At 61.3% G+C, this 23,709-nt stretch carries 21 protein-coding genes and 4 pseudogenes; 10 read left to right on the top strand and 15 right to left on the bottom strand.

Going from position 1 to position 23,709, the window contains the following annotated elements; all coding sequences use genetic code 11:
* The first annotated feature begins 62 nt into the window (after window positions 1–62).
* Window positions 63–1,229: a PLP-dependent aminotransferase family protein gene (locus ACM6I6_RS28450; RefSeq protein ID WP_414921086.1), complete on the top strand. Its 1,167-nt coding sequence runs from the start codon at window positions 63–65 to the stop codon at window positions 1,227–1,229.
* A 162-nt stretch (window positions 1,230–1,391) separates the two neighbouring features.
* On the opposite strand, the gene ACM6I6_RS28445 is transcribed toward ACM6I6_RS28450, so the two are convergent.
* The 5 genes from ACM6I6_RS28445 to ACM6I6_RS28425 form a co-directional block, all read right to left on the bottom strand.
* Window positions 1,392–1,763, bottom strand: coding sequence for a glutathione S-transferase N-terminal domain-containing protein (locus ACM6I6_RS28445; RefSeq protein ID WP_274077667.1), 372 nt, complete (start codon window positions 1,761–1,763; stop codon window positions 1,392–1,394).
* 103 nt (window positions 1,764–1,866) lie between these two features.
* Entirely contained in the window at window positions 1,867–2,412 is a 546-nt protein-coding gene (folE, locus tag ACM6I6_RS28440; protein WP_046815589.1) for a GTP cyclohydrolase I FolE, read from the bottom strand.
* A 77-nt stretch (window positions 2,413–2,489) separates the two neighbouring features.
* Entirely contained in the window at window positions 2,490–3,047 is a 558-nt protein-coding gene (locus ACM6I6_RS28435) for a Smr/MutS family protein (protein WP_007898817.1), read from the bottom strand.
* 87 nt (window positions 3,048–3,134) lie between these two features.
* Window positions 3,135–3,455: a hypothetical protein gene (locus ACM6I6_RS28430; RefSeq protein ID WP_274077668.1), complete on the bottom strand. Its 321-nt coding sequence runs from the start codon at window positions 3,453–3,455 to the stop codon at window positions 3,135–3,137.
* 130 nt (window positions 3,456–3,585) lie between these two features.
* On the bottom strand, window positions 3,586–4,176 hold the full coding sequence (locus ACM6I6_RS28425) for a cysteine hydrolase family protein (RefSeq protein WP_274077669.1): 591 nt from the start codon (window positions 4,174–4,176) through the stop codon (window positions 3,586–3,588).
* Window positions 4,177–4,415: 239 nt separating this feature from the next.
* Between ACM6I6_RS28425 and prmB the strand changes: the two genes are divergently transcribed.
* Complete coding sequence (gene prmB / locus ACM6I6_RS28420) at window positions 4,416–5,324, top strand: 50S ribosomal protein L3 N(5)-glutamine methyltransferase (RefSeq protein ID WP_414921085.1); 909 nt, start codon at window positions 4,416–4,418, stop codon at window positions 5,322–5,324.
* A 117-nt stretch (window positions 5,325–5,441) separates the two neighbouring features.
* On the opposite strand, the gene ACM6I6_RS28415 is transcribed toward prmB, so the two are convergent.
* Together ACM6I6_RS28415 and ACM6I6_RS28410 are read right to left on the bottom strand one after the other, a co-directional pair.
* Complete coding sequence (locus ACM6I6_RS28415) at window positions 5,442–6,233, bottom strand: hypothetical protein (RefSeq protein ID WP_323626344.1); 792 nt, start codon at window positions 6,231–6,233, stop codon at window positions 5,442–5,444.
* Between the two features lie 99 nt (window positions 6,234–6,332).
* Window positions 6,333–7,331: an alpha/beta hydrolase gene (locus tag ACM6I6_RS28410; RefSeq protein WP_323607533.1), complete on the bottom strand. Its 999-nt coding sequence runs from the start codon at window positions 7,329–7,331 to the stop codon at window positions 6,333–6,335.
* Between the two features lie 83 nt (window positions 7,332–7,414).
* On the opposite strand from ACM6I6_RS28410, the gene aroC reads away from it, so the two are divergent.
* The 3 genes from aroC to ACM6I6_RS28395 are packed head-to-tail and all read left to right on the top strand — an operon-like array spanning window position 7,415 to window position 10,228.
* Entirely contained in the window at window positions 7,415–8,506 is a 1,092-nt protein-coding gene (gene aroC, locus ACM6I6_RS28405) for a chorismate synthase (RefSeq protein WP_406591094.1), read from the top strand.
* Between the two features lie 7 nt (window positions 8,507–8,513).
* Window positions 8,514–9,689, top strand: coding sequence for an MFS transporter (locus tag ACM6I6_RS28400; RefSeq protein WP_414921084.1), 1,176 nt, complete (start codon window positions 8,514–8,516; stop codon window positions 9,687–9,689).
* The gene (locus ACM6I6_RS28395; protein WP_414921083.1) at window positions 9,686–10,228 is read left to right on the top strand and encodes an acireductone dioxygenase; all 543 of its coding nucleotides are present in this window, start codon (window positions 9,686–9,688) and stop codon (window positions 10,226–10,228) included. Before ACM6I6_RS28400 ends, ACM6I6_RS28395 begins: the two co-directional genes overlap by 4 nt.
* A gap of 72 nt (window positions 10,229–10,300) precedes the next feature.
* Here ACM6I6_RS28395 and ACM6I6_RS28390 read toward each other — a convergent pair whose 3' ends face one another.
* On the bottom strand, window positions 10,301–10,576 hold the full coding sequence (locus ACM6I6_RS28390) for a DUF3509 domain-containing protein (RefSeq protein ID WP_274077676.1): 276 nt from the start codon (window positions 10,574–10,576) through the stop codon (window positions 10,301–10,303).
* Window positions 10,577–10,921: 345 nt separating this feature from the next.
* On the opposite strand from ACM6I6_RS28390, the gene ACM6I6_RS28385 reads away from it, so the two are divergent.
* Both ACM6I6_RS28385 and ACM6I6_RS28380 read left to right on the top strand, forming a co-directional pair.
* On the top strand, window positions 10,922–12,760 hold the full coding sequence (locus ACM6I6_RS28385) for a long-chain-acyl-CoA synthetase (protein ID WP_414921082.1): 1,839 nt from the start codon (window positions 10,922–10,924) through the stop codon (window positions 12,758–12,760).
* 96 nt (window positions 12,761–12,856) lie between these two features.
* Window positions 12,857–13,375 carry an ankyrin repeat domain-containing protein gene (locus ACM6I6_RS28380; protein ID WP_274077678.1) on the top strand — a complete coding sequence of 173 codons (519 nt, stop codon included), beginning with the start codon at window positions 12,857–12,859 and terminating at the stop codon, window positions 13,373–13,375.
* Window positions 13,376–13,432: 57 nt separating this feature from the next.
* Here ACM6I6_RS28380 and ACM6I6_RS28375 read toward each other — a convergent pair whose 3' ends face one another.
* Together ACM6I6_RS28375 and xthA are read right to left on the bottom strand one after the other, a co-directional pair.
* Complete coding sequence (locus ACM6I6_RS28375) at window positions 13,433–14,773, bottom strand: substrate-binding domain-containing protein (RefSeq protein WP_414921081.1); 1,341 nt, start codon at window positions 14,771–14,773, stop codon at window positions 13,433–13,435.
* A 95-nt stretch (window positions 14,774–14,868) separates the two neighbouring features.
* The gene (gene xthA / locus ACM6I6_RS28370; protein WP_414921080.1) at window positions 14,869–15,693 is read right to left on the bottom strand and encodes an exodeoxyribonuclease III; all 825 of its coding nucleotides are present in this window, start codon (window positions 15,691–15,693) and stop codon (window positions 14,869–14,871) included.
* A gap of 184 nt (window positions 15,694–15,877) precedes the next feature.
* On the opposite strand from xthA, the gene ACM6I6_RS28365 reads away from it, so the two are divergent.
* The 3 genes from ACM6I6_RS28365 to ACM6I6_RS28355 all read left to right on the top strand — a co-directional run bounded on the left by ACM6I6_RS28365 (window position 15,878) and on the right by ACM6I6_RS28355 (window position 21,990).
* Window positions 15,878–16,528: a GNAT family N-acetyltransferase gene (locus tag ACM6I6_RS28365; RefSeq protein WP_274077681.1), complete on the top strand. Its 651-nt coding sequence runs from the start codon at window positions 15,878–15,880 to the stop codon at window positions 16,526–16,528.
* 63 nt (window positions 16,529–16,591) lie between these two features.
* Window positions 16,592–18,319 carry an autotransporter assembly complex protein TamA gene (locus ACM6I6_RS28360; RefSeq protein WP_414921079.1) on the top strand — a complete coding sequence of 576 codons (1,728 nt, stop codon included), beginning with the start codon at window positions 16,592–16,594 and terminating at the stop codon, window positions 18,317–18,319.
* Entirely contained in the window at window positions 18,316–21,990 is a 3,675-nt protein-coding gene (locus ACM6I6_RS28355) for a translocation/assembly module TamB domain-containing protein (protein ID WP_414921078.1), read from the top strand. The genes ACM6I6_RS28360 and ACM6I6_RS28355 overlap by 4 nt, the downstream gene beginning before the upstream one ends.
* Window positions 21,991–22,355: 365 nt before the next feature.
* Here the strand turns inward: ACM6I6_RS28355 and ACM6I6_RS28350 are convergent.
* The 5 genes and pseudogenes from ACM6I6_RS28350 to ACM6I6_RS28330 all read right to left on the bottom strand — a co-directional run.
* Window positions 22,356–22,448, bottom strand: a pseudogene (locus ACM6I6_RS28350) (anti-sigma factor); the annotation flags it as partial.
* Between the two features lie 148 nt (window positions 22,449–22,596).
* The gene (locus ACM6I6_RS28345) at window positions 22,597–22,761 is read right to left on the bottom strand and encodes a hypothetical protein (protein ID WP_414921145.1); all 165 of its coding nucleotides are present in this window, start codon (window positions 22,759–22,761) and stop codon (window positions 22,597–22,599) included.
* 72 nt (window positions 22,762–22,833) lie between these two features.
* A pseudogene (locus ACM6I6_RS28340) lies at window positions 22,834–22,911 on the bottom strand (hypothetical protein); the annotation flags it as partial.
* Window positions 22,912–23,329: 418 nt separating this feature from the next.
* Window positions 23,330–23,422 (bottom strand): annotated as a pseudogene (locus ACM6I6_RS28335) (anti-sigma factor); the annotation flags it as partial.
* A 148-nt stretch (window positions 23,423–23,570) separates the two neighbouring features.
* Window positions 23,571–23,660 (bottom strand): annotated as a pseudogene (locus ACM6I6_RS28330) (hypothetical protein); the annotation flags it as partial.
* Window positions 23,661–23,709: the final 49 nt, after the last annotated feature.

Raw genomic sequence — 23,709 nt, 5'->3', positions numbered from 1 at the left:
TGTCGTAATTTCAGTCAACAAGTTTGACTTATTTTCCCCTGGCCTCGCTACCGGTGACCCCCATGGCTTTTTCCGAACGTGTCTCACGCCTTAAAAGTTCCTTGATCCGTGAAATCCTCGCGGCCGCCCAGCGTCCGCAGGTGATGTCGTTCGCCGGCGGCTTGCCGGCCGAAGCCATGCTGCCGAAAGTCGACTGGGACCAGATGCCGGTGTCCATGGGCCAATACGGGATGAGTGAAGGCGAACCGGCCTTGCGCGAAGCCCTGGCGGCACAGGCGCGCGCGTTGGGTGTGCCATGCGAGGCGAATCAGGTCTTGGTGGTCAGTGGCTCCCAGCAAACCCTCGACCTGGCCGCCAAGCTGTATATCGACAAAGGCACCGAGATTCTGCTCGAAGCACCGACCTACCTGGCGGCGCTGCAGATCTTCCAGCTGTTCGGAGCCCATTGCCTCACCGTGCCGCTGCAAGCCGATGGCCCGGACCTGGCGCAACTGCGCGCGCGCCTGGAAACACATCGCCCGGCGTTCATCTACCTGATCCCGACGTTCCAGAATCCATCGGCGGTGCGTTACAGCGAAGCCAAGCGCGAGGCGGTCGCGGCATTGCTGGATGAGTTTGGCGTGACCCTGATCGAAGACGAGCCTTACCGTGAGTTGACCTTCGATGGCGGCAGCGCCCAACCGATTGCCGGTCGCCTGAAGAAAGCCAGTTGGATCTACACCGGCACCGTGTCGAAAACCTTGCTGCCGGGCCTGCGTGTCGGCTATCTGATCGCCAGTCCAGACCTGTTCCCGCACCTGTTGAAGCTCAAGCAATCGGCGGACCTGCACACCAATCGGGTCGGCCAGTGGCAGGCGCTGCAATGGCTCGGCAGCGAGCCCTATCAGCAGCACCTGAGTGAATTACGGGGCTTTTACCGGGAGCGCCGCGACGCATTCCAGGCGGCGCTGCAAAGGCATTTTGCCGATCTGGCGAATTGGCACGTGCCCCAGGGCGGGCTGTTTTTCTGGCTGACGCTCAAGCACCCGCTGGACACCCGGACGTTGCTCAATGCGGCGCTGGCCAATGACGTGGCGTTCATGCCGGGTGAGCCGTTCTTCCCTGAGCCGGACAATCATCACGGGCATCTGCGGCTCAACTTCAGCCACATTGATCCGGTGCGGCTGGAGGAGGGGATAAAGCGATTGGCGGCGGTGGTGCGGCAGGCGCAGGCCATGCAAGCGGCCTGAAGAAAAAAACCGGCTCAAGGGCCGGTTTTTTGTCTGGATTTTGCGGTGTTTGTGCCGGCCTCATCGCCAGCAGGCTGGCTCCCACAGGGGATTTGCGGTGTTCACAAAACCTGTGGGAGCCAGCCTGTTGGCGATAGGGCCGTCAATCACACCCCAAATACATCAGGCTGCAGCAAACCGCTTGTCCAGATAATCAATGATCACCTTGGACTCATACATCCAGGTCGTCTGCCCATTCTCTACGATTCGCAGGCACGGCACCTTGATCTTGCCACCTTGCTCGAGCAGGGTCTGGCGATCCGTTTCGCTGTTCTTCGCATCACGCAAGGCCACCGGTACGTTCAGGCGACGCAGGGTGCGGCGGGTTTTCACGCAGAACGGGCAGGCATGGAACTGATACAGGGTCAGGTCCTTGGCGGCGGCTTCGACCTGGGCCTGGGCGGCGGCAGGGCGCTGCTTCTTGCCGGGGCGGGTGATGAAGTCGATGAAGATGATCAGTTGGCCAAGGCCGACACGAAGCGCTTTTACGAACACGTTGAAGCCTCACGGTGCTATTGGAGAAAGGCGCGCAGCTTACCTGATTTTTCCCGGACGAAAAAAAACCGGCGATGATTGCCGGTTCTCTTCGTGGGGCGAATTACTTGATCAGGCTGAGAAATTCGCTGCGAGTCGCGGCGTTCTCACGGAACTCGCCCAGCATCACCGAGGTGATCATCGACGAATTCTGCTTTTCCACACCGCGCATCATCATGCACATGTGCTTGGCCTCGATCACCACGGCAACGCCCAGGGCGCCGGTGACCTGCTGGACGGCATCGGCAATCTGGCGGCTGAGGTTTTCCTGGATCTGCAGGCGGCGGGCGTACATATCGACGATCCGCGCGACTTTCGACAAGCCCAGTACCTTGCCACTCGGGATGTAGGCCACGTGGGCCTTGCCGATGAACGGCAGCAGGTGGTGTTCGCACAACGAGTACAACTCGATGTCCTTGACCAGCACCATTTCGCTGTTGTCGGAGCTGAAGAGGGCACCGTTGGTGACTTCTTCCAGCGTCTGTTCATAACCGCGGCAGAGGTACTGCATGGCTTTGGCGGCACGTTTTGGCGTGTCGAGCAGGCCCTCGCGGGAGGGATCCTCGCCCAGTTGGCCAAGGATCGCGGTGTAATTCTGTTCCAGGGACATGAAACTACCTGTGGGATTTTACGCAAAGGGCAAGGGTACGGTGACGGACACGACGCTGCAAGCGTGAAGCATCAGCTTTACTCGTCGCGGCCTTCCATCATGGTTCGTTTGAGCATCACATAAACAGCGCCCGCACCGCCATGTTTGGGCTGGCACGAGGTGAAACCCAGTACCTGAGAATGCTGGCGCAGCCAGGTATTGACGTGGCTTTTGATCATCGGCCGCTTGCCGTCCAGGCGCACGGCCTTGCCGTGGGTGACGCGCACGCAGCGGATTTCGAACTTGGTCGCTTCAGCCAGGAAGGCCCAGAGGGTTTCCCGGGCCTTTTCCACGTTCATGCCATGCAGGTCAAGGCTGCCTTCGAACGGAATCTGCCCGATCTTGAGCTTGCGCATCTGGCTTTCCTGCACGCCGTCGCGGGCCCACATCAGCTCGTCTTCCGGGCCGACGTCGATGACGAACTGGTCGGAGAGCCCGTCAACGGTGGTGGCATCGGTACGCACGGTGGCGGCCTGGCGCAATTTTGCGATCTGCGCGCGGTCTGCCTTGGGTTTGCCGGTTTCGGCGCGATCGTGCTTGATCGGCTTGACGCCTTGGATCGCACTTTTGAACAGGGAAAAATCGTCGTCTTGCATGTCAGCCTCCGCGAAGGGCGGCCAGTTTACCCAACTCGAAGGGAATCGGGCGTGAGAAAACGCGCGGCAGCGGGCGACGATGTGCGCTTAGTCGTGTTTTTTCATCAGGTGCGGGGACATGTTCAGCGCGTTCGACTGCCGTGAACGGCGGCGGCAGCGGCGCCACAGCCACACGCCCAGGTACAGCACGAACAGGCCGATGACCAGGATCACTGCCGCCCCCGCGCGGTTGCTGTTCAACTCGCCCAGGGCGGGCATGTGACCGAACAGGGCGGCGGCACCTGCCATCGCCAGCAGCACGCCACAGGTCGCCAGCAAGGCGGCAAAGGCCGCGCCGAATCGAAAACGCCAGTTGCTTTGGCCTTTGGGCCGCAAGCGGCGAGCGTCAAAACCATCGGATAACTTCATTCCGACCTTCCTCAATGGGTATCGGCCCTTCGACCGGAAGTTGACCGGGATGTTCCTGAGGCTAAGACATTTACGGCGAACGAGAGGCTTTTGCAGATGAGCGGCGGCCTGCGCCGCCCATGAACCCTGCTCAGACCAGGTCGTTGGTCAGGGCGAGGGCGGCAAAGTTGTCCGCCATGATCGCCATTTCGGTCTGCTGCACATGCTCGGCGCTCAGCACGCCGCCTTTGTACGGCAGATCGCGGGTGGCGCAGGCGTCTTCCACCAGGGTGCAGCGGAAACCCAGGTTCTTCGCCGCCCGCACGGTGGTGCTGACACTGGAATGGCTCATGAAGCCGCACACCACCAGGTCCACCGAGCCCAGTTCTTCCAGGCGTTTTTTCAGGTCCGTGCCATGGAAGGCACTGGGCAGGATCTTCTCGATCTTGATTTCGCCGGCCAGCGGCTCCAGCCCCGGGATGAACTGGCCACGCTCGCCGCGTGGGTCGAACAGCCCACCGACGGTGCCGAGATGGCTGACATGCACGATGGGCCGGCCGGCCGCACGGGCAGCCGTCACCAATTGCTTGATGTTCGCGACAGCCGCATCCATGCCGCTCAGGGCCAGGGGGCCGCTGAGGTATTCTTTCTGGGCATCGATGATGATCAGGGTCGCATGACTCAGTTTGGCTGCTGCGTAACCGCGGCCGCTGAGTTGAAACATCGTTTGTGGAACGGACATTCTGGGGCTCCTTCGAGTGGGGCTTTTGCGACATTGTCCTCTGGCTGAGCGCTTCTGTGAATCGCTACCATCGTAGGCACCGTCGTTACTGGCGTGCAGCGTTGTCAAGTATGACGTTTTGTTCAAGGGTGGGTGAGAAAACCAGAAGTTTCCTACATTTGCCCCGGTATTTTTCCTGCGTCGTCGAGACGACGTTTGACTGGTAGAATCGCCCGTCGATTTTTCTGGAGTTTACCGTCGTGATCACTTCCCGCCTTCGTACCCTGCGTGACCATATCCGTTGGGCCGTCAGCCGCTTCCATGGGGAGGATCTGTTTTTCGGCCATGGGACCGACAACGCCTGGGACGAAGCCCGTCAACTGGTGTTGGGTGCGCTGCACTTGCCGTGGGAAATCGCCGACAGTTACCTGGACTGCAATCTGGAAGAAGACGAAGTGGCCCACCTGCAGCACCTGCTCCAGCGCCGCATCGAAGAACGCGTGCCAACCGCTTACCTGCTGGGTGAAGCCTGGTTCTGCGGCCTGTCATTCATTGTCGATGAGCGCGTGCTGATCCCGCGTTCGCCGATCGGCGAACTGATCGAAAACCGTTTCACGCCATGGCTGGGCACTGAGCCGGCGCGGATTCTCGACCTGTGCACCGGCTCCGGCTGCATCGGTATTGCCTGCGCCTATGAGTTCCAGAACGCAGAAGTGGTGCTGGCCGACCTGTCGTTCGAAGCGCTCGAAGTGGCGAACCAGAACATCGAGCGCCACGGCGTCGACCAGCGTGTCTATACCGTGCAGGGCGATGGCTTCGATGGCCTGCCGGGGCAGCGTTTCGACCTGATCGTGTCGAACCCGCCGTACGTGGACACCGAGGATTTCGCCGACATGCCGGACGAATACCAGCACGAACCGGAACTGGGCCTGGCCTGCGGCGATGACGGCCTGAACCTGGTGCGGCGCATGCTGGCCGAGGCCGCGGACCACCTGACCGAGAAGGGCTTGCTGATTGTCGAAGTGGGCAACAGCCAGGTGCATGTCGAGGCGTTGTACCCGCAAGTCGATTTCGCCTGGCTGGAATTCGAGCGCGGCGGGCATGGCGTGTTCATGTTGACGGCCGAGCAGTGCCGCGATCATCAGGCATTGTTCGCGTCCCGCGTCTAATTCCTTGAAACCCTATCGCTGGCAGGCCAGCTCCCACAGGTTTTGTGTGTGCCACAACATTTGGGCACGACATGATACCTGTGGGAGCTGGCCTGCCAGCGATGGCATCGCCGCCGACTACCGGTGTGTCGCAATCCAGATCAACAACCCCGCCTGAAACACTGCAAACGCCACCAGACAGGCAATGGTAAAGCGCAAACCGGCGTCTTCACGCTGGTATTTGCTGACCTTCTCTTCGTGTTTCTTCAGTTTGACTTCCTGCTCGGCCAGGTTCTGCTCGGCTTGCTGGAGCATCTGCGCCGCCTCGAGAATCTCCACCACCTGCAGTTTTTCGGTGTTCCAGTCGCCCAGCAAGTCACCGACCCTGACTTCCTTGACGCTGCCTTTCAAATGCTGGGCATCGGCGTAGACCACGTCGAAACCGTGCACCCTCAAAAAGTGATCGCGGCGCAGGCGCGTGTCTTCGTTCAGCGCGTCCTTGTTGTTGAGATCGCTACCGTCGACGGTATAGCCAGGCCAGCGTTTCTTCGCCCAGTTGACCCCGTAGGCGGCCATGAAGCGGCCGATGCCGCGGTTCAGCGGTTCGATTTGCAGGCCGCTGTCCGGTCCGAAATGCACGCGTTTTTCGAGGTGATCGACCCACACATCCAGATGATTCTGTTCCTTGCGCACACGCTGGCCGGGCAGGGTGATGCGCATGCGCAGCAGGCTGCGGACCTTGTCTTGGCGCTCGGCATAACCGAACTCGACAAAACGCAGGGGCCGGCCACCGGTGCTCCGATCGGTCTGCAGCGGCGCCAGACGGAGCATTTTCGGGTGCTCGACGTCGACGTCCGCCCAGGGCAGCTCGACCGCTGGCGGTGCCTCTTTTTCAGCGGTGGTGTCGGGTGAAGTCGGGGTATCGGTCATAACGGCGAGATCCTGTCCAAGCTCTACTTGTCGCCAGCCATAGCGCTGGCGACAAAGGCTTATCGGCCGTTTTTTTCAGGACTGGAGTGCTAAAGGCGCTTAAGAGGTGCGAAGTCCGTCAATAAAAGCCAGGATTCGCGTGCCCAGCTCAGCCGCCAACGGCAATTGCGGGTCTTTATAGGAGGCCAATTGCCGTTTAACGTCGTTGGGCACGATGCGCATGACGTGGTTCATGCCTTCGATCAGCGCCAGTTCGGCGTCCGGCTTGGCCGCCTTGAGCAGCTTGGCGTCATTGATCCCGACCTGGATGTCGTTGCTGCCCTGGATGATCAGCGCCGGCATTTTCAACCTGGCGAACGCCGCGGCAGGGTCCTGGCGGAACAGTGAAATCAGGTACGGCTGCACACTCGGACGGAAAATCACCTGCAGTTGCGGTGGCACGTTGTCGTCAGTCTTCCCGGCCTTGAGGCTGTCGAGCAGTTGGTTACTGCGCAGCACCAGCGGAGGAGGGAGGCGGTTGCCCAGTTGCTCGCGCAGCACCTGGTCGATCGGCCGGGCGCTGCCGGACATGGAAATCACCGCCGCCGCATCGACGCTGGGGGCCGCGAGGCTGGCGATCAAGGCGCCTTCGCTGTGGCCCAGCAGGATCAACTGGCTGAAGCGCGGGTCGGTCTTGAGTTTGCGGCCCCAGGCTTCGGTGTCGGCCACGTAGCCTTCCACCGACAGATTGCGTTCGTCAGGGGCTGCCGCCAGGCTCGCCGCCACACCGCGCTTGTCGTAGCGCACGCTGGCGATGTTGTGTTTGGCCAGTACCCAGGCCAGGCGCTTGAGGCTGTCATTGCGCCCGCCGTCGGGGTTGTTGCCATCACGATCGGTTGGGCCGGAGCCGGAAATGATCAGCACAACCGGCACCGGCGTTTCGGATTTGGGCAGCAGCAACGAGCCGAACAGCTCTCCGGTGCCGGTATCCAGGGTGATCGGCCGCTGCAGGACAGTGGCCTGGGCAAAGCCGGAAATCAGGGTAAGGCTCAAGGCTATAACTCGCAGCATTGTCGGGCCATCATGGTCAAGGTGCCGGTTGGACTCGCCGGCTCCCATAAGGTTCGAGGATGAACTACTTGGATAGCCTGCGTATACTGGCGCGCATTACGTATTCAGGTTCATTTCACGGAGCGTCCTGCATGTCCGGCAATACCTACGGCAAGCTGTTCACTGTCACCACCGCTGGCGAAAGCCATGGCCCGGCGTTGGTCGCCATTGTCGATGGCTGCCCGCCGGGCCTGGAGATTTCCCTGGAGGATCTGCAGCGCGACCTCGATCGCCGCAAGCCCGGCACCAGCCGCCACACCACCCAGCGCCAGGAAGCCGACGAAGTCGAAATCCTCTCGGGGGTGTTCGAGGGTCGCACCACCGGCTGCTCCATCGGCCTGCTGATTCGCAACACCGACCAGAAGTCCAAGGATTACTCGGCGATCAAGGACTTGTTCCGTCCGGCCCATGCCGACTACACCTACCACCACAAATATGGCGAGCGCGATTATCGCGGGGGCGGGCGCAGCTCGGCCCGGGAAACCGCGATGCGCGTGGCGGCCGGTGCGATTGCCAAGAAGTACCTGGCCACCCAGGGCATTGTCATTCGTGGCTACATGAGCCAGCTCGGCCCGATCGAAATCCCGTTCAAGACCTGGGACTCGGTGGAGCAGAACGCCTTTTTCAGTCCCGATCCGGACAAGGTGCCGGAGCTGGAAGCCTATATGGACCAGTTGCGCCGCGACCAGGATTCGGTCGGCGCGAAGATCACCGTGGTCGCCGAAGGCGTGATGCCGGGGTTGGGCGAGCCGATTTTCGACCGTCTCGACGCGGAGCTGGCCCATGCGCTGATGAGCATCAACGCGGTCAAGGGCGTGGAAATCGGCGCCGGTTTCGCCAGCGTCGCCCAGCGCGGCACCGAGCACCGCGATGAGATGACGCCAGCGGGTTTCCTCAGCAACAACGCCGGCGGCATTCTCGGCGGCATCTCGTCCGGCCAGCCGATCGTGGCCCACTTGGCGTTGAAGCCGACCTCGAGCATCACCACGCCGGGCCGTTCCATCGACATCCATGGCAACCCGGCGGAAGTCATCACCAAGGGTCGACACGACCCGTGCGTCGGCATCCGCGCCACGCCGATCGCCGAAGCGATGATGGCCATCGTGCTGATGGACCACCTGCTACGCCACCGTGGGCAGAACGCCGATGTGCGGGTGAGCACGCCGGTGCTGGGCCAGATCTAAGACACCGGTGGCGGCCCTCCCGTACTGGCGGCTTTCCAGCTTTTATCTGTTCTATTTCGCCTTGCTCGGTTCGACAGCGCCTTTTCTGGCGCTGTACTTCGATCACCTGGGGTTCTCCGCGGCGCGCATCGGCGAGCTGGTGGCCATCCCCATGCTGATGCGTTGCGTGGCGCCGAACCTCTGGGGCTGGCTCGGCGACTACACCGGGCGACGGCTTGCCATCGTGCGCTTGGGCGCGGTGTGCACGCTGCTGACGTTTTCGCTGATTTTCGTCAGCCAGACCTATGCCTGGCTGGCGATGGTCATGGCCTTGCACGCGTTCTTCTGGCACGCGGTGCTGCCGCAGTTCGAGGTCATTACCCTGGCGCACCTGCAAGGGCAGGCCTCTCGCTACAGCCAGATTCGCCTGTGGGGCTCCATCGGTTTCATCATTACGGTGGTGGCGCTCGGGCGCTTGTTCGAATGGCTCAGCCTGGATATTTATCCCGCAGCGCTGGTGCTGATCCTGGCCGGGATCGTGCTCAGCAGCCTGTGGGTTCCTAACGCCCAGCCCGTGCAGGGCGAGCGATTGACTGGCGAAGGTTTCCTCGCGCAATTGCGCAGCCCCGGGGTGTTGGCGTTCTACGCGTGCGTGGCGCTGATGCAGATGAGCCATGGGCCCTATTACACCTTTCTCACCCTGCACCTCGAGCGACTGGGTTACAGCCGCGGCGTGATCGGTATGCTCTGGGCCGTCGGCGTGGTGGCTGAAGTGCTGATGTTCATGGCCATGAGCCGGATTCTCGCGCGGTTCTCGGTGCGGCGCGTGCTGCTGGCGAGCTTCCTGCTGGCGGCGTTGCGTTGGCTGCTGCTCGGCTCGTTCGCCGAATTTCTCTGGGTGTTGTTGTTTGCCCAGGTGCTGCACGCGGCGACATTCGGCAGTTTTCACGCCGCGGCCATCCAGTTCGTGCAGCGCAGCTTCGGCCCGCGCCAGCAAGGGCAGGGCCAGGCGTTGTACGCCGCACTGGCCGGCACCGGTGGCGCAATGGGCGCGCTGTATTCCGGTTACAGCTGGAATGCCCTCGGCGCCCCCTTAACCTTTAGTATTGCCAGCCTCGCAGCGCTGGCGGCAGCCGTTATCATTGCCACACGAATGCAAGAGGACACGCGCTCCCTCTTGAACAATCAAGGAGTTGCCAGATGAGTAGCCTGTCCGTTTATCACCTTTCCAGTCCCGACATCCCCAACAAGGTGCTGACCCATTTTGAAGACATTGCCTCGACCCTGGCCGAGCAGGGCGTGCGCTTTGATCGCTGGGAAGCCACGGCGAAGGTCCGCCCCGGTGCCAGCCACGGAGACGTCATCAATGCCTATCAGGCGCCAATCGACAGTCTGATGACCGAGCACGGGTTGCGTGGGGTCGATGTGATCAGCCTTGACCGCGATCACCCGCAAAAAGACTCGATACGCGCAAGCTTCATCGAAGAACAGCGCCAGGACCAGGACGAAGTCATGCTGGTCGCCGCGGGCAGCGCCTTGTTGTGCGTGCGTATCGACGATTACGTCTATGCCGTGCTGTGCGAGAAAAACGACCTGATAATGCTGCCGGCGGGCACGCGGCAGTGGCTGGACATCGGCGAACAGCCTTTTGTCGTTGCGATTCGTCTGTCCAGCAATCAGCCTTGGGTGGCCAATTTCACCGGCGACGACATTGCGGGTCGATTCCCGCGAATGGACGACTGAGCGGTCTGCGAACACAACTCAGGCCGTGAAGCGCCAGCTTGCACGGCCTGATGGTTTACCGAAGCCTGACGCTTACAGCGAATGATAGGTCGGCAGGGCAAAACGCTGCTGGCTTTGCAGCATGGAGATTTGCGGCAACTCGCTGGCCTGTTCGGCCAGGTCGCGGCGAATGGCGCTGATGACCCACGACAGTTGGTCGCCATTGTGCAGCTGCTGGTAGGAAATCGAGCGTTTGAATTCCCGGCCTTCGCTGCGCAAGGTGAGCAGGATGCCGCCGTCAGGTCGATCCTGGGTGATCACGTCGAAGTTGGAGAACAAGGAAGAGAATTTTTCTTGGATCAGGCTCATGTCTATCAGCTCCGTAAGTGCTTGGATGGCAAAGCATGGGGAGGCTGTTGCAGTGATTGTGCCAGTATTTATCCGTAGAAAATATTCATATAAAACAACGACTTATAATTTTTGAAGTTTTTTGCTTTCGTGCAATCTGCATGAATGGCTATCGTGCATCCTGCATTTTGCGGGGTCCTCGGCGATTCGATTGAACCATTTCCCATCCACGCGCTCATCATTTCAAACGTCGGTGTCGCGGATACAAAACATTTCAAAAACCGCGTGTACAGCTGCAGAACCGTTGACGTATTTTCGGGGTCGATCAATGCCGCCCGACAATAAGAAGAGCCAACGGGAACCGCCATGAGCCGCACGCAGCGCGACACCATCACCTGGGGCATGATGCTCCGCAAGCTGCCTTCCATTGCCAAAGCCATTCCTCGCGTGGTCAAGGGCATGAAGGTCGCCAACGTCACGGATCCGACCCAAGCGTGTGGCCTGGGCTGGAGTTTCGAGCAGGCCACCCTGCGTAACCCCGAAGGCCCGGCCTTGCTGTATGGCGAGGTGCAACTGACGTACGCGCAGGTCAACCGTTGGGCCAATTCCATCGCCCATCACCTGATGGCCCAAGGCATCGGCAAGGGCGACGTGGTGGCGGTCTTCATCGAGAACCGCCCGGAACTGCTGGTGACCATTCTGGCGCTGGCCAAGGTCGGCGCCATCAGCGCGTTGCTCAATACCTCGTTAACCCGCGATACCCTTATCCATAGCCTGAACCTGGTGACGCCAGCGGCGATTGTCGTCGGTGCGGAACTGGTCCCGGCCTACCTGGCGGTGCGCGAGCGGGTGTCGATCGAGGTGGCGCGTACCTGGTTCGTCGCCGATCAGGACACCTATAGCCACCCGGGCATAGCGCCCGAAGGGTTCGTCAACCTGATGACCGCCAGCGTTGACGCCTGTAGCGACAACCCCGCCAGCAGTCAGCAGATCTTTTTCGACGACCCCTGTTTCTACATCTATACCTCGGGCACCACCGGGTTGCCCAAGGCCGGGGTTTTCAAGCACGGGCGCTGGATGCGCAGTTGCGCAAGCTTCGGCATGATCGCGCTGGACATGCGTCCCGAGGACATCGTCTACTGCACCTTGCCCCTGTATCACGCCACCGGCTTGTGCGTGTGCTGGGGCTCGGCCATCAGCGGGGCCTCGGGGTTCGCCATCCGCCGCAAGTTCAGCGCCAGAGAATTCTGGAGCGATGTACGCAAGTACCGGGCGACCACCCTGGGCTACGTCGGTGAGTTATGCCGCTACCTGGTCGACCAGCCTCCCAGTGTCGACGACAGCCAGCACGGCGTGACCAAGATGATCGGCAACGGTTTGCGTCCGGGCGCATGGGGCGAGTTCAAGACGCGCTTCGCGGTCGAGCATATCTGCGAACTGTACGCCGCCAGTGACGGCAACATCGGTTTTACCAACATCCTCAATTTCGACAATACCGTGGGCTTTTCCCTGATGTCCTGGGAGCTGGCGGCGTACGATCACGACAGCGGCGCGCCGACCCGTGGCGCCAACGGTTTCATGCGCAAGGTCGGCAAGGGCGAGCAGGGGCTGCTGCTCGCCAGGATCGACGACAAGGCACCGCTGGATGGTTACACCGACCCGCACAAGACCGAAAAGGTCGTGCTGCACGACGTGTTCGTCAAGGGTGACCGCTACTTCAACACCGGCGACCTGTTGCGCAACATCGGATTCGGTCATGCGCAGTTTGTCGATCGCCTGGGCGACACCTACCGCTGGAAGGGTGAAAACGTGTCGACCACCGAGGTCGAGAACATCCTGCTGCAGCACCCGAACATTTCCGAGGCCGTGGCCTATGGCGTGGAAGTGAACAACACCAACGGCCGGGCCGGGATGGCCGCGATCACCCCCGCGGAATCCCTGGCGACCCTGGACTTCGACGAGTTGCTGGCTTTCGCCCGGCAGCACATGCCGGCCTACGCGGTGCCGTTGTTTTTGCGGGTGAAAGTGAAAATGGAAACCACCGGGACGTTCAAATACCAGAAGACCCGGCTCAAGGACGAAGCGTTCGACCCCGGCAGGACCGGCGTTGACCCGATCTACGCCTGGTTGCCGGGCACCGACACCTACGTGCAGGTCACCGAGCAGGTCCTGGCGGAGATCCAGGGTGGCAAGCATCGCTATTGAACAGGGCTATGGCCGTGTTCCAGAAAAAAGAAGTGACAGTGACGAGCCCGCTCGGGAAACTGTCGGCTTTGCGAAAAACTGAAAGTGGAGCGTTCAATGTCAGACAACAGCCGCCAGATGACCCCCGAAGAAGCTGCCGAGTTTGCCGAACAGGTCTTCAACAAGGCGCGTGAGGGCGATGCGGCCATGATGGCTGCGCTGCTGAGCAAGGGCCTGCCGCCGAACCTGCGCAATCACAAGGGTGACACCTTGCTGATGCTGGCCGCTTACCACGGCCATGTCGACACGGTAAAAGTCTTGCTCGAACACAAGGCCGATCCGGAAATCCGCAACGACAACGGCCAGAGCCCGATTGCCGGCGCGGCCTTCAAGGGTGACCTGGCCGTGATCAAGGCCTTGGTCGAGGGGGGCGCACAGGTCGAAGGTTCGTCTTTCGACGGCCGCACCGCGCTGATGATGGCCGCGATGTTCAACCGCGTCGAAGTGGTCGACTACCTGATCGGTAAAGGTGCCGACCCGCGCGCCAAGGACGCCAACGGCATTACCGCGCTGGATGCCGCCAAGACCATGGGTGCCGTCGATACCGTTGCGCAGCTTGAGAAACTGCTGGGCTGATGGCGTTTCGGGCCAGGTTCGATCAGCCACTTTGCTGATGGACCTGGCCTGACAGACTCAATAAACCCAGACTTCGACCCGCCGGTTCCTGATCCGCCCCTCATCCTCGCTGTTGGCTGCCACCGGCATCTCGGCGCCGAAACCGCGAACATCACGCAGCACCACGCCACTTTTCACCAGTTCGCGGCGAACTGCCATGGCCCGCAGTTTCGAGAGCAGATCGGCACGTGCCGGGTCGAGCTTGGCATCGCCGAACCCTACCAGCGTTACCCGGCGATCGGTCTTGTCGTGCTGTTTCATGTAGTCGAGCACCCGTGACAGGTCCTGTCGGGCCTTGTTGTCCAGGCTGGCGCTGCCTTCTTCGAAGCGAAAGTTCACCGTCAGGCGCATGGCGTGGCGGCTCAGTGCCTGGTAGCCCTCGGGCATCAACGCGTTCGGCGTGACGTTCATGGCCTGGATGGTTTGGGCAATAAAGCCGTTGGCCGCGACGATCGCCTGGCCCTTGGGGCTTTGCGCGAAGGCCACCAGCGCTTGCGCCCAAGGGTTGTTGCCCTTGGGTGGCAGGTACAGGAACAGGCGCCGGGACAAGGGGTAGTCTTCCGTGGCAATCAGGCTGTTGAGCGGCAGCATGGCCATGGACTGGCCGTCGGCAATCGCCACGGCCTTGGCCGAGCGCACGTAGGGCAGGCCGATGAAGCCGATGCCATGGGGATCCTGAGTGACGGCGTCGGACAGTTGTTCGCTGGATTCAAACCGTTTTGCGCTGCCGCTCAGGGTTTTGCCATGACCACTGAGAACCAGCTCTTTGAAAGTATCGTAGGTGCCGGACTGATCATCGCGCGCATAGAGATGAATGGCGCCGCCTTGGCCACCGAGTTCTTCCCAATTTTTCACTTCGCCGCTGAAAATGCGTGCCAGTTGGGTGGTATCGAGGGTGTTCAACGGGTTTTGCGGATGCAGGATGATTGCTAGTCCGTCGATGGCGATGACCTGTTCGGCGGCGGCGCTCTTCAGGTCGCCCAGTGGTTGGAGGCTGACCAGCTCGCTGTCCTTGATCGGCCTGGAAGAGGCAGCGAGATCGGCAGTGGCGCTTTTCAGTGCGGTGAAGCCGGTGCTGGAGCCGTGGGCCGCCAGCTCCACTTCGACCCGACGGCCTTCCAGGGTTTCACCGACGATACGCGATTCGTTGGCCTTGTCCGCCGCTTCGCTGTGCACCTTGAGCAGACCCTGCTCGCGCATCAAACCCTCGACCAGCGCCGGCCCCAGTGCCGCGCCAATGGTGTTGGAGCCCTGGATGCGCAACACCGGACCTTGCCCGGGGATCGGTAACGGGCTGGCCGTGGCCGTCGGCGGCAGTCCGATGCACAGTATCAACAGGAACAACACGCGCAGGGTCATGCCGGCACCTAAATGGCCAGAGGAGGTGCCGAGAGATTAAGTCAGTAAGATGTCTTGAATATGACAGAGCAAAAGATCGCAGCCTGCGGCAGCTCCTACATTGGATCGGCGTACAGTTCCAACCAGATCGGCGCATGATCCGACGGCTTCTCCATCCCACGCAGTTCGTAGTCGACACCGGCCGCCTTGACCCGTGGCAACAGACCATGGGAGGCGAGGATCACATCGATCCGCAGCCCGCGCTTGGGCTCATCCTCAAAGCCACGGCTGCGATAGTCGAACCAACTGAAGACGTCAGCCACCTCCGGGTTCAGGTGGCGGAAACTGTCCACCAGGCCCCAGTTCTTCAATCGGGCCATCCACTCGCGCTCTTCCGGCAGGAAGCTGCATTTGCCGGTTTTCAGCCAGCGTTTCATGTTGTCCGGGCCGATGCCGATGTCGCAGTCTTCCGGGGAAATGTTCACGTCGCCCATCACCACCAGCGGCTGGTCGTTCTTGAACTGGCTTTCCAGCAGCACCTGGAGGTCGCTGTAGAAACGCTGTTTGGCCGGGAACTTGGTCGGGTGGTCGCGGCTTTCGCCTTGGGGGAAGTAGCCGTTCATGATGGTCACCGGTACGCCATTGGTGTCGGCGAAGGTGCCCCAGATGAAACGCCGCTGGGCATCCTCTTCATCGGTGGCAAAGCCTTTGTGCAAGGCCAGCGGCTCCTGGCGAGACAGCAGGGCGACGCCGTAGTGACCCTTTTGCCCATGGAAATACACGTGGTAGCCCAGGGCCTTGACCTCTTCAAGCGGGAACTGGTCGTCGTGGACCTTGGTTTCCTGCAACCCGATCACGTCCGGCTGATGCTTTTCGATCAGCGCCGCCAGCTGATGGGGACGGGCGCGAAGCCCGTTGATGTTGAAGGAGACGATCTTCATGCTCGGCAGTCCTGGCAAAAGGGCGATGCTAGCTGACATGGGCAATGGGGGCCAGTGCGGGGTGGGACGAACAGGGTTTCATTGCCTACACTGATTTGCGATCAGCAAGGAACTGTCTCGGCCCCAATGAGCTCGTAACAACAAGAGCGCAGCCCCGCGAGCTGCGTCAGGGAGAACGACCGTCATGCCTGAAACCTCCACCGCCATTGCCGATATCCACATGCTCGACAGCGGCTATTCCCGCGAAGCGCGTTCTCTGCTGTATCAGGCCTACCGCCACGAGCCGACGTTCAGCTACCTGTTCGAAGCCGAGCGTCCCGGCTATGAACAACGGGTGCGCGCCACCGTGCGCGAGCTGGTCAAGCAACACTTTTTCCAGGAGCTGCCGGCCATCGGCCTGCTGGTCAACGACCGGTTGATCGGCATTGCCCTGATCGCGCCGCCACAACGGCGCCTGGGGGTGACGGAAAGTTGGGCCTGGCGCCTGCGCATGGTGCTCAGTACCGGTTTTCGCTGCACCCGGCGCTACCTTGAGTACCACGACGCCGTGGCGGCCTGCGTGCCGAATGATTCGGTGCACGTACTGCCGTTGCTGGGGGTTCACCCGCAATTCCAGGGCAAGCACTTTGGTGAGCAACTGTTGCAGGCGGTGCATAACTGGTGCGCGGTGGATGAAAACTCCCAGGGCGTGATTCTCGACACCGGCAACCCGCGTTATCTCGACTTCTATAAGCGCCAGGGCTACGAAGAAATCGGCGAGGTGGCCGTTGGACCGGTTCGCGAACACGTGTTTTTCCACGCGAATCCGCAGGTATTACATTCAGCAACGGCTTGAGGCCGAACTTTACGTGCACGCCAGGCTCTATCACGCTCCACGCTCGTGATAGCATCCGCGCCTATGAATTTTCCAGGAAGAATTACCAGTGGCGTACTGCTGCTGATCACCAGCTGCGCGGCACTGGCGCAAAGTGAATTGGATGTGCGGATCAAACCGTCCAACGATGCACTGAAGACCAATATCGAAGGCTATATCGGCAGTCTCGGCGATCGTGACGAAGAGGCTTTGCTGCGCTTCAGTCGTGGCGCCGAGGAACAGGCGCGCAAGGCCGCCCAGGCCTTGGGTTACTACCAGCCGCAAATCGACAGCGAAGTGAAGGGCGGCAAGTCGCCGCGCCTGGTGCTGACCATCGATCCCGGCGAGCCGGTGCATCTGCGCAACGTCACCATCCGCGTCGACGGCCCGGCGGCCAGCCTCAAATCCTTTCGTGTGCCCAAAAGCCCTGCACTGCAAACCGGTGCGGTACTCAACCACGGTCAGTACGAGGACGCCAAGCGCCTGATCCAGAACCAGGCCTCGCGTTTTGGTTTTTTCAGTGGCCGCTTCAGCCGCCAGAAGTTGGCGGTCGACCCGCGGGCCGGCGTGGCCGATATCGAGCTGGTCTACGACAGTGGTCCGCGCTACTCGCTGGGCAAGGTCAATTTTGAAGGCGACACACCGTTCGACGAAGACCTGCTGCAACGCATGGTGCCTTTCAAGGCCGGTACGCCGTACGACTCCGAACTGATCGCCGAGCTCAATCAGGCGCTGCAATCGAGCGGCTATTTCGAAGGCGTGCGGGTCGACGCCGCGCCGACAGCGTCCAAGGACGATGTGATCCCTGTGGACGTCAAGCTCGAAACCCGCAAGCCACGCACCATGGGCCTGGGCATTGGCTACTCCACCGACGTCGGCCCACGGGTCAAGGCCAACTGGACCCGGCACTGGGTCAACCCCCAGGGCCACAGTTATGGCTGGGAGACCGAAGTCTCGGCACCTCGGCAAAACGTCGGGTTGTTCTACGACATTCCCCTGGACCCGCCGCTGACCGACAAGCTGCGTTTCGCCGGTGGTTACCAGAACGAAGAAATCGCCGACAAGGACAGCCTCAGCAAGTTGCTGACCGTAGGCCCCGAGTGGCACAGCAAGCTGCCCAGCGGCTGGCAGCGGGTGGTGTCGCTCAAGTGGCAGCGCGAGGAGTACCGCCTCGGCGACGATTCCGGCCTCAGTACCTTGCTGATGCCCGGTGTCAGCTATTCGTACCTGAAAAGCGACAACCGTATCGACCCGCACAATGGTTATCGCCTGCAGTTCGAAACCAAGGTCGCCAAGGAAGGCCTGGGTTCCGATAACAACTTGCTGTACGGCACGGCGCTGGTCAAAGGCCTGACCACGGTTTTCGACAAGCACCGCTTGCTCGGTCGACTGCAAGTTGGCGGCAGTGCCACCAACGGCTACAAATCGATACCGCCGTCTTTGCGCTTCTTCGCCGGTGGCGACCAGAGTGTGCGCGGCTACGACTACCAGAGCCTGTCCCCGGAAAACAACCAGGGTGACCGCATCGGTGGTCGCTACATGGTCACCGCCAGTGCCGAATACCAGTATTCCGTTGCGGAAAAATGGCGCGTGGCGACTTTCGTCGACCAGGGCAACTCCTTTAATACACTTGAACTGCCGAACCTCAAGACCGGGGTCGGCATCGGCGTGCGCTGGGTCTCTCCGGTTGGGCCGATCCGCCTCGACCTGGCCCATGCGCTCGACGACGATGGCGGCATTCGCTTGCACTTTTCCATGGGACCCGAGTTGTGAAACGTGGCTTGAAAATAACGTTGCTGACCATTTTGGCGCTGCTGATGCTGGTGGTCCTGACCCTGGCCACAGTGCTGGGCACGGCGACCGGCAGTCGCTGGGCACTCGGGTTTGTGCCGGGTTTGAGCCTCGACAATTTCCAGGGTCGCCTGGGCGGGCAGTGGAGTGCCGATCGCCTGTTGTGGCAGCAAGACAGCAGCCGGGTCGAGCTCAGCAAAGTCATCTTCGCCTGGTCGCCGCTGTGTCTGACGCGCATGACCCTGTGCATCGAACAACTGAAGGCCGATCAGGTCAGCCTGCAATTTCCACCCGGCGAGCCAGAAGAGAGTAGCGGGCCGATCAGTCTTCCAGACTTGAACTTGCCGCTGGCGCTCGAACTGGGGGACATCCAGGTCGGCAGCCTGCTGTTCAACGGCAGCGAACAGCTCAAGGGCTTGCAACTGGCGGCGCACTGGACGGCCAACGGCTTGCAGATCGACTCGGTGCAACTGCAGCGCGATGAACTGAGCCTGCACCTGTCCGGCTTGCTGCAACCGACTGGCAATTGGCCGCTGAAGGCAGAAGGCAAACTGACCCTGCCAGCACCTGGCACCGAACCTTGGGCGCTGGCCCTGCAAGTCGACGGCGACCTGCTGAAAACCTTGAACCTCAAGGCCGACAGCAGCGGCTATCTCAATGGGCAACTGACCGGCAAGCTGCAACCCTTGGTGGAAAACCTGCCGGCCACAGTGCGCATCACCGCTGACGGCTTCAAACCCAGCGCCGACTTGCCGGACACCCTGCAACTCAATCAGCTCGAACTCACTGGCGCCGGTGACCTGAAAAACGGTTATCAGTTAGTCGGCAAGGCCATGCTGCCAGCCGAACAAGGCCCGGTCGCGCTGGCGCTGCAAGGCAAGGTCGACGCCAACGGCGCGCAGATCGCCGCCCTGGACCTGACCGCCAACGACAAGCAAAGCCTCAAGCTCACCGGACAGCTGGACTGGAGCAAGGGCCTGAGCGCTGATGCCAAGATCGCCTGGCTGGATTTCCCCTGGCACCGGCTCTATCCGCTGATCGACGAACCGCAAGTGGCCCTGCGCAGCTTCAACGGTGACGTCTCCTACACCGACGGCAAATACCTGGGGCACTTCGACGCCGCCCTGGATGGCCCGGCCGGGGCGTTCAGCCTGACCAGCCCGTTCGCCGGTGACCTGACAAAAATCTACCTGCAACAGATCCAGCTCGTCGCCGGGCAGGGGAAGGCCGAAGGGCACTTGAATCTGCAATTCGCCGACGGCATCGCCTGGGACACTGCGCTGGATCTTTCCGCGATCGATCCGGCGTACTGGGTCGCGGAACTGCCGGGCACGTTGGCAGGCACCTTGCGCAGCAAAGGCGAGATGAAAAATGAACAGCTCAGCCTGAGCGCCGACCTGGATCTCAAGGGCAAGCTGCGTGGCCAGCCGGCCGTCCTGCAAGCCAAGGCCGATGGCAGCGGCGAGCAATGGAACCTGAACGCCCTGCAGATTCGCCTCGGCGACAACAGCATCAACGGCAAGGGCAGCCTGCAACAGAAACTTAACGGCCAGATCGACATCAAGCTGGCGCGGCTGGCCCAGCTATGGCCGCAATTGCGCGGCCAGATCAACGGCCGGGTCGATGTCGCCGGAACGCTCAAGGCACCGCAAGGCAAGCTCGGGTTGCAAGGCACGCAACTGGCTTTCCAGGACAATCGCCTGCAAAGCCTGAACCTGGACGCGACCCTCGACAGCGCGCAACGGGCGAAAATCGACCTCAAGGGCAGCGGTATCCAGGCCGGTGACACTTCGTTGGGCACCCTGACCGCCAGCGGTCAGGGCGACATCAAGAACCAGAAACTGAGCCTTGACCTGCAAGGGCCCAAGTTGAAACTGGCCCTTGGTCTGGACGGCGCACTGGACAAAGGCAACTGGCGAGGACGTCTGGCCAGCGGCGACATCCAGGCCGGTGGCCAGGACTGGAAGCTGCAAGGTCCGGCAAGACTCGAGCGGCTGGCGGACGGCAAAATCAATTTTGGCGCCCATTGCTGGGCCTCTGGCCCGGCCAGTCTGTGCGGTGAAGACCAGCGTCTGATGCCGGAGCCGAAGTTGCGTTATCACCTGCGGCAATTCCCCATCGACAGCCTCGCCCAGTGGCTGCCGAAGGATTTCGCCTGGCAGGGCCGGCTCAACGCCGACGTGCAGCTGGACCTGCCAGCCAGCGGCCCGAACGGCGTGATCAGCATCGATGCCAGCGGCGGGACGTTGCGCGTGCGCGAGAAAGAGCAGTGGCTGGATTTCCCGTATCAGACCCTCAAGCTCACCAGCACGCTTGCACCCAAGCGCATCGATACCAACCTGAATTTCGTTGGCGGCAAGCTTGGGGAATTGATGGTACAGGCGCAGATCAACCCGTTGCTGCAGAACAAACCGCTGACCGGTACCTTCCGCTTGAGTGGCCTGGACCTGTCGGTGGCGCGGCCGTTTGTGCCCATGGTCGAGAAACTGACCGGTCGCCTCAATGGCAGCGGCACGATTTCCGGTGGCCTGCTGGCGCCGCTGGTCAATGGCAATCTGGTGCTCAGTGACGGCGAAGTGTCCGGCGCCGAGTTGCCGATGGAGATTCAAGCGTTGCAACTGCAGGCGGTGATCGCCGGTGAAACCGTGCAGCTCAATGGCGGCTGGAAAAGCGGCAAGGCCGGGCAGGGCAGCCTCAACGGCAATGTCGCCTGGGGCCAGGCACCGGTAGTGGACCTGGCGCTCAAGGGCTCGCAGTTGCCGGTCAGCGTCGAACCCTACGCCAAGGTCGAAGTGGCCCCGGACCTGAAAATCTCGCTCAAGGGCGATGAGCTGGCCATCGCCGGTAAAGTGCGGGTGCCCAAGGGCGACATCACCATTCGCGAGTTGCCGCCATCGACGGTCAAGCTCTCCGATGACACGGTGATCATCGGCCAGCAGACCGAAGAGGGCAAACCACCCCTGGCGATGAAAATGGACATCGATGTGGTGGTTGGCGAAGAGAAGCTGAGCTTTGCCGGGTTTGGCCTGACCGCCAATGTGCAGGGGCATGTGCACATTGGCGACAACATGGACACCCGTGGCGAGCTATGGCTCAACGACGGCCGCTACCGCGCCTACGGTCAGCGACTTACGGTGCGCCGGGCGCGGTTGCTGTTCGCCGGCCCGCTCGACCAGCCGTACCTGGACATCGAGGCCATCCGCCAGACCGACGATGTGATCGCCGGCATCCGCTTGAGCGGCAGCGCCGAGCAACCGACCACGCAGATTTTCTCGGAACCGGCCATGAGCCAGGAACAGGCGCTGTCCTATCTGGTGCTGGGGCGTCCACTGAGTACCAACGGTGAAGACAACAACATGCTCGCCCAGGCTGCACTCGGCCTGGGCCTGATGGGCAGCTCCGGGGTAACCGGTGGCCTGGCGAAGAACCTGGGCATCGACGATTTCCAGCTCGACACCGAGGGCAGTGGCAACGCTACCAGCGTGGTCGCCAGCGGTAACCTTTCCGAGAAGCTCAGCCTGCGTTATGGCGTTGGTGTGTTCGAACCGGCCAACACCATTGCCCTGCGCTACAAGCTGAGCAAAAAGGTTTACCTGGAAGCCGCCGGTGGCGTGGCCAGTTCGCTGGACATCTTCTACAAACGCGATTTCTAAACCGCCACGCAACCCCTGTAGGAACTGGCTTGCCAGCGAAAGCGGTGGATCAGGCAGCATCGTTGTTGACGGGAATGACGCCTTCGCTGGCAAGCCAGCTCCTACAGGGATTTATGGTGTAGTCAGAATTGCACCGTCTGCCTGAGCATCTGCGCCGCCGGCGTATCCGCCGGGCTGACCATCGCATGTTTACCTGGAAGCCGCCGGTGGCTCGCGGGACATCTTCTACAAACGGGATTTCTGAACCGCCACGCAACCCTGTAGGAGCTGGCTTGCCAGCGAAAGCGGTGGATCAGGCAGCATCGTTGTTGACAGGAAGGACGCCTTCGCTGGCAAGCCAGCTCCTACAGGGATTTGTGGTGTAGTCAGAATTGCACCGTTTGCCTGAGCATCTGCGCCGCCGGCGTATCCGCCGGGCTGACCATCGCATGTTTACCTGGAAGCCGCCAGTTCGCTGGACATCTTCTACAAACGGGATTTCTGAACCGCCACGCAACCCCTGTAGGAGCTGGCTTGCCAGCGAAAGCGGTGGATCAGCCAGCATCGTTGTTGACGGGAAGGACGCCTTCGCTGGCAAGCCAGCTCCTACAGGGATTTGTGGTGTGGTCAGAACTCGGTCTGCCTGAGCATCTGCGCCGCCAGCGTATCCGCCGGGCTGACCATCGCATGTTTACCTGGAAGCCGCCAGTTCGCTGGACATCTTCTACAAGCGCGATTTCTAAACCGCCACGCAACCCTGTAGGAGCTGGCTTGCCAGCGAAAGCGGTGGATCGGGCAGCATCGTTGTTGACGGGAAGGACGCCTTCGCTGGCAAGCCAGCTCCTACAGGGATTTATGGTGTAGTCAGAACTCGGTCTGCCTGAGCATCTGCGCCGCCGGCGTATCCGCCGGGCTGACCATCGCATGTTTACCTGGAATCCGCCGGTGGCGTGGCCAGTTCGCTGGACATCTTCTACAAACGCGATTTCTAAACCGCCATGCAACCCCCTTGTAGGAGCTGGCTTGCCAGCGAAAGCGGTGAATCAGGCAACATCGCGGTTGACGGGAAGGACGCCTTCGCTGGCAAGCCAGCTCCTACAGGGATTTGTGGTGTGCTCAGAATTTTACCGTCTGCCTGAGCATCTGCGCCGCCGGCGTATCCGCCGGGCTGACCATCGCAGGTTTACCTGGAAGCCGCCGGTGGCTCGCGGGACATCTTCTACAAACGGGATTTCTAAACCGCCACGCAACCCCTGTAGGAGCTGGCTTGCCAGCGAAAGCGGTGGATCAGGCGGCATCGTTGTTGACAGGAAGGACGCCTTCGCTGGCAAGCCAGCTCCTACAGGGATTTATGGTGTAGTCAGAATTGCACCGTCTGCCTGAGCATCTGCGCCGCCGGCGTGTCCGCCGGGCTGACCATCGCATGTTTACCTGGAAGCCGCCAGTTCGCTGGACATCTTCTACAAACGCGATTTCTAAACCGCCACGCAACCCCTGTAGGAGCTGGCTTGCCAGCGAAAGCGGTGGATCAGGCGGCATCGTTGTTGACGGGAAGGACGCCTTCGCTGGCAAGCCAGCTCCTACAGGGATTTGTGGTGTGGTCAGAACTCGGTCTGCCTGAGCATCTGCGCCGCCGGCGTATCCGCCGGGCTGACCATCGCAGGTTTACCTGGAAGCCGCCAGTTCGCTGGACATCTTCTACAAACGCGATTTCTAAACCGCCATGCGACCCCTGTAGGA

Origin of the sequence: Pseudomonas sp. IT-P218 (assembly GCF_949767605.1) — a bacterium.
GTDB lineage: Bacteria > Pseudomonadota > Gammaproteobacteria > Pseudomonadales > Pseudomonadaceae > Aquipseudomonas > Aquipseudomonas putida_AE.
The sequence above is the reverse complement of the archived record's forward strand: the minus strand, read 5'-3'. Positions and strand labels throughout refer to the sequence as shown.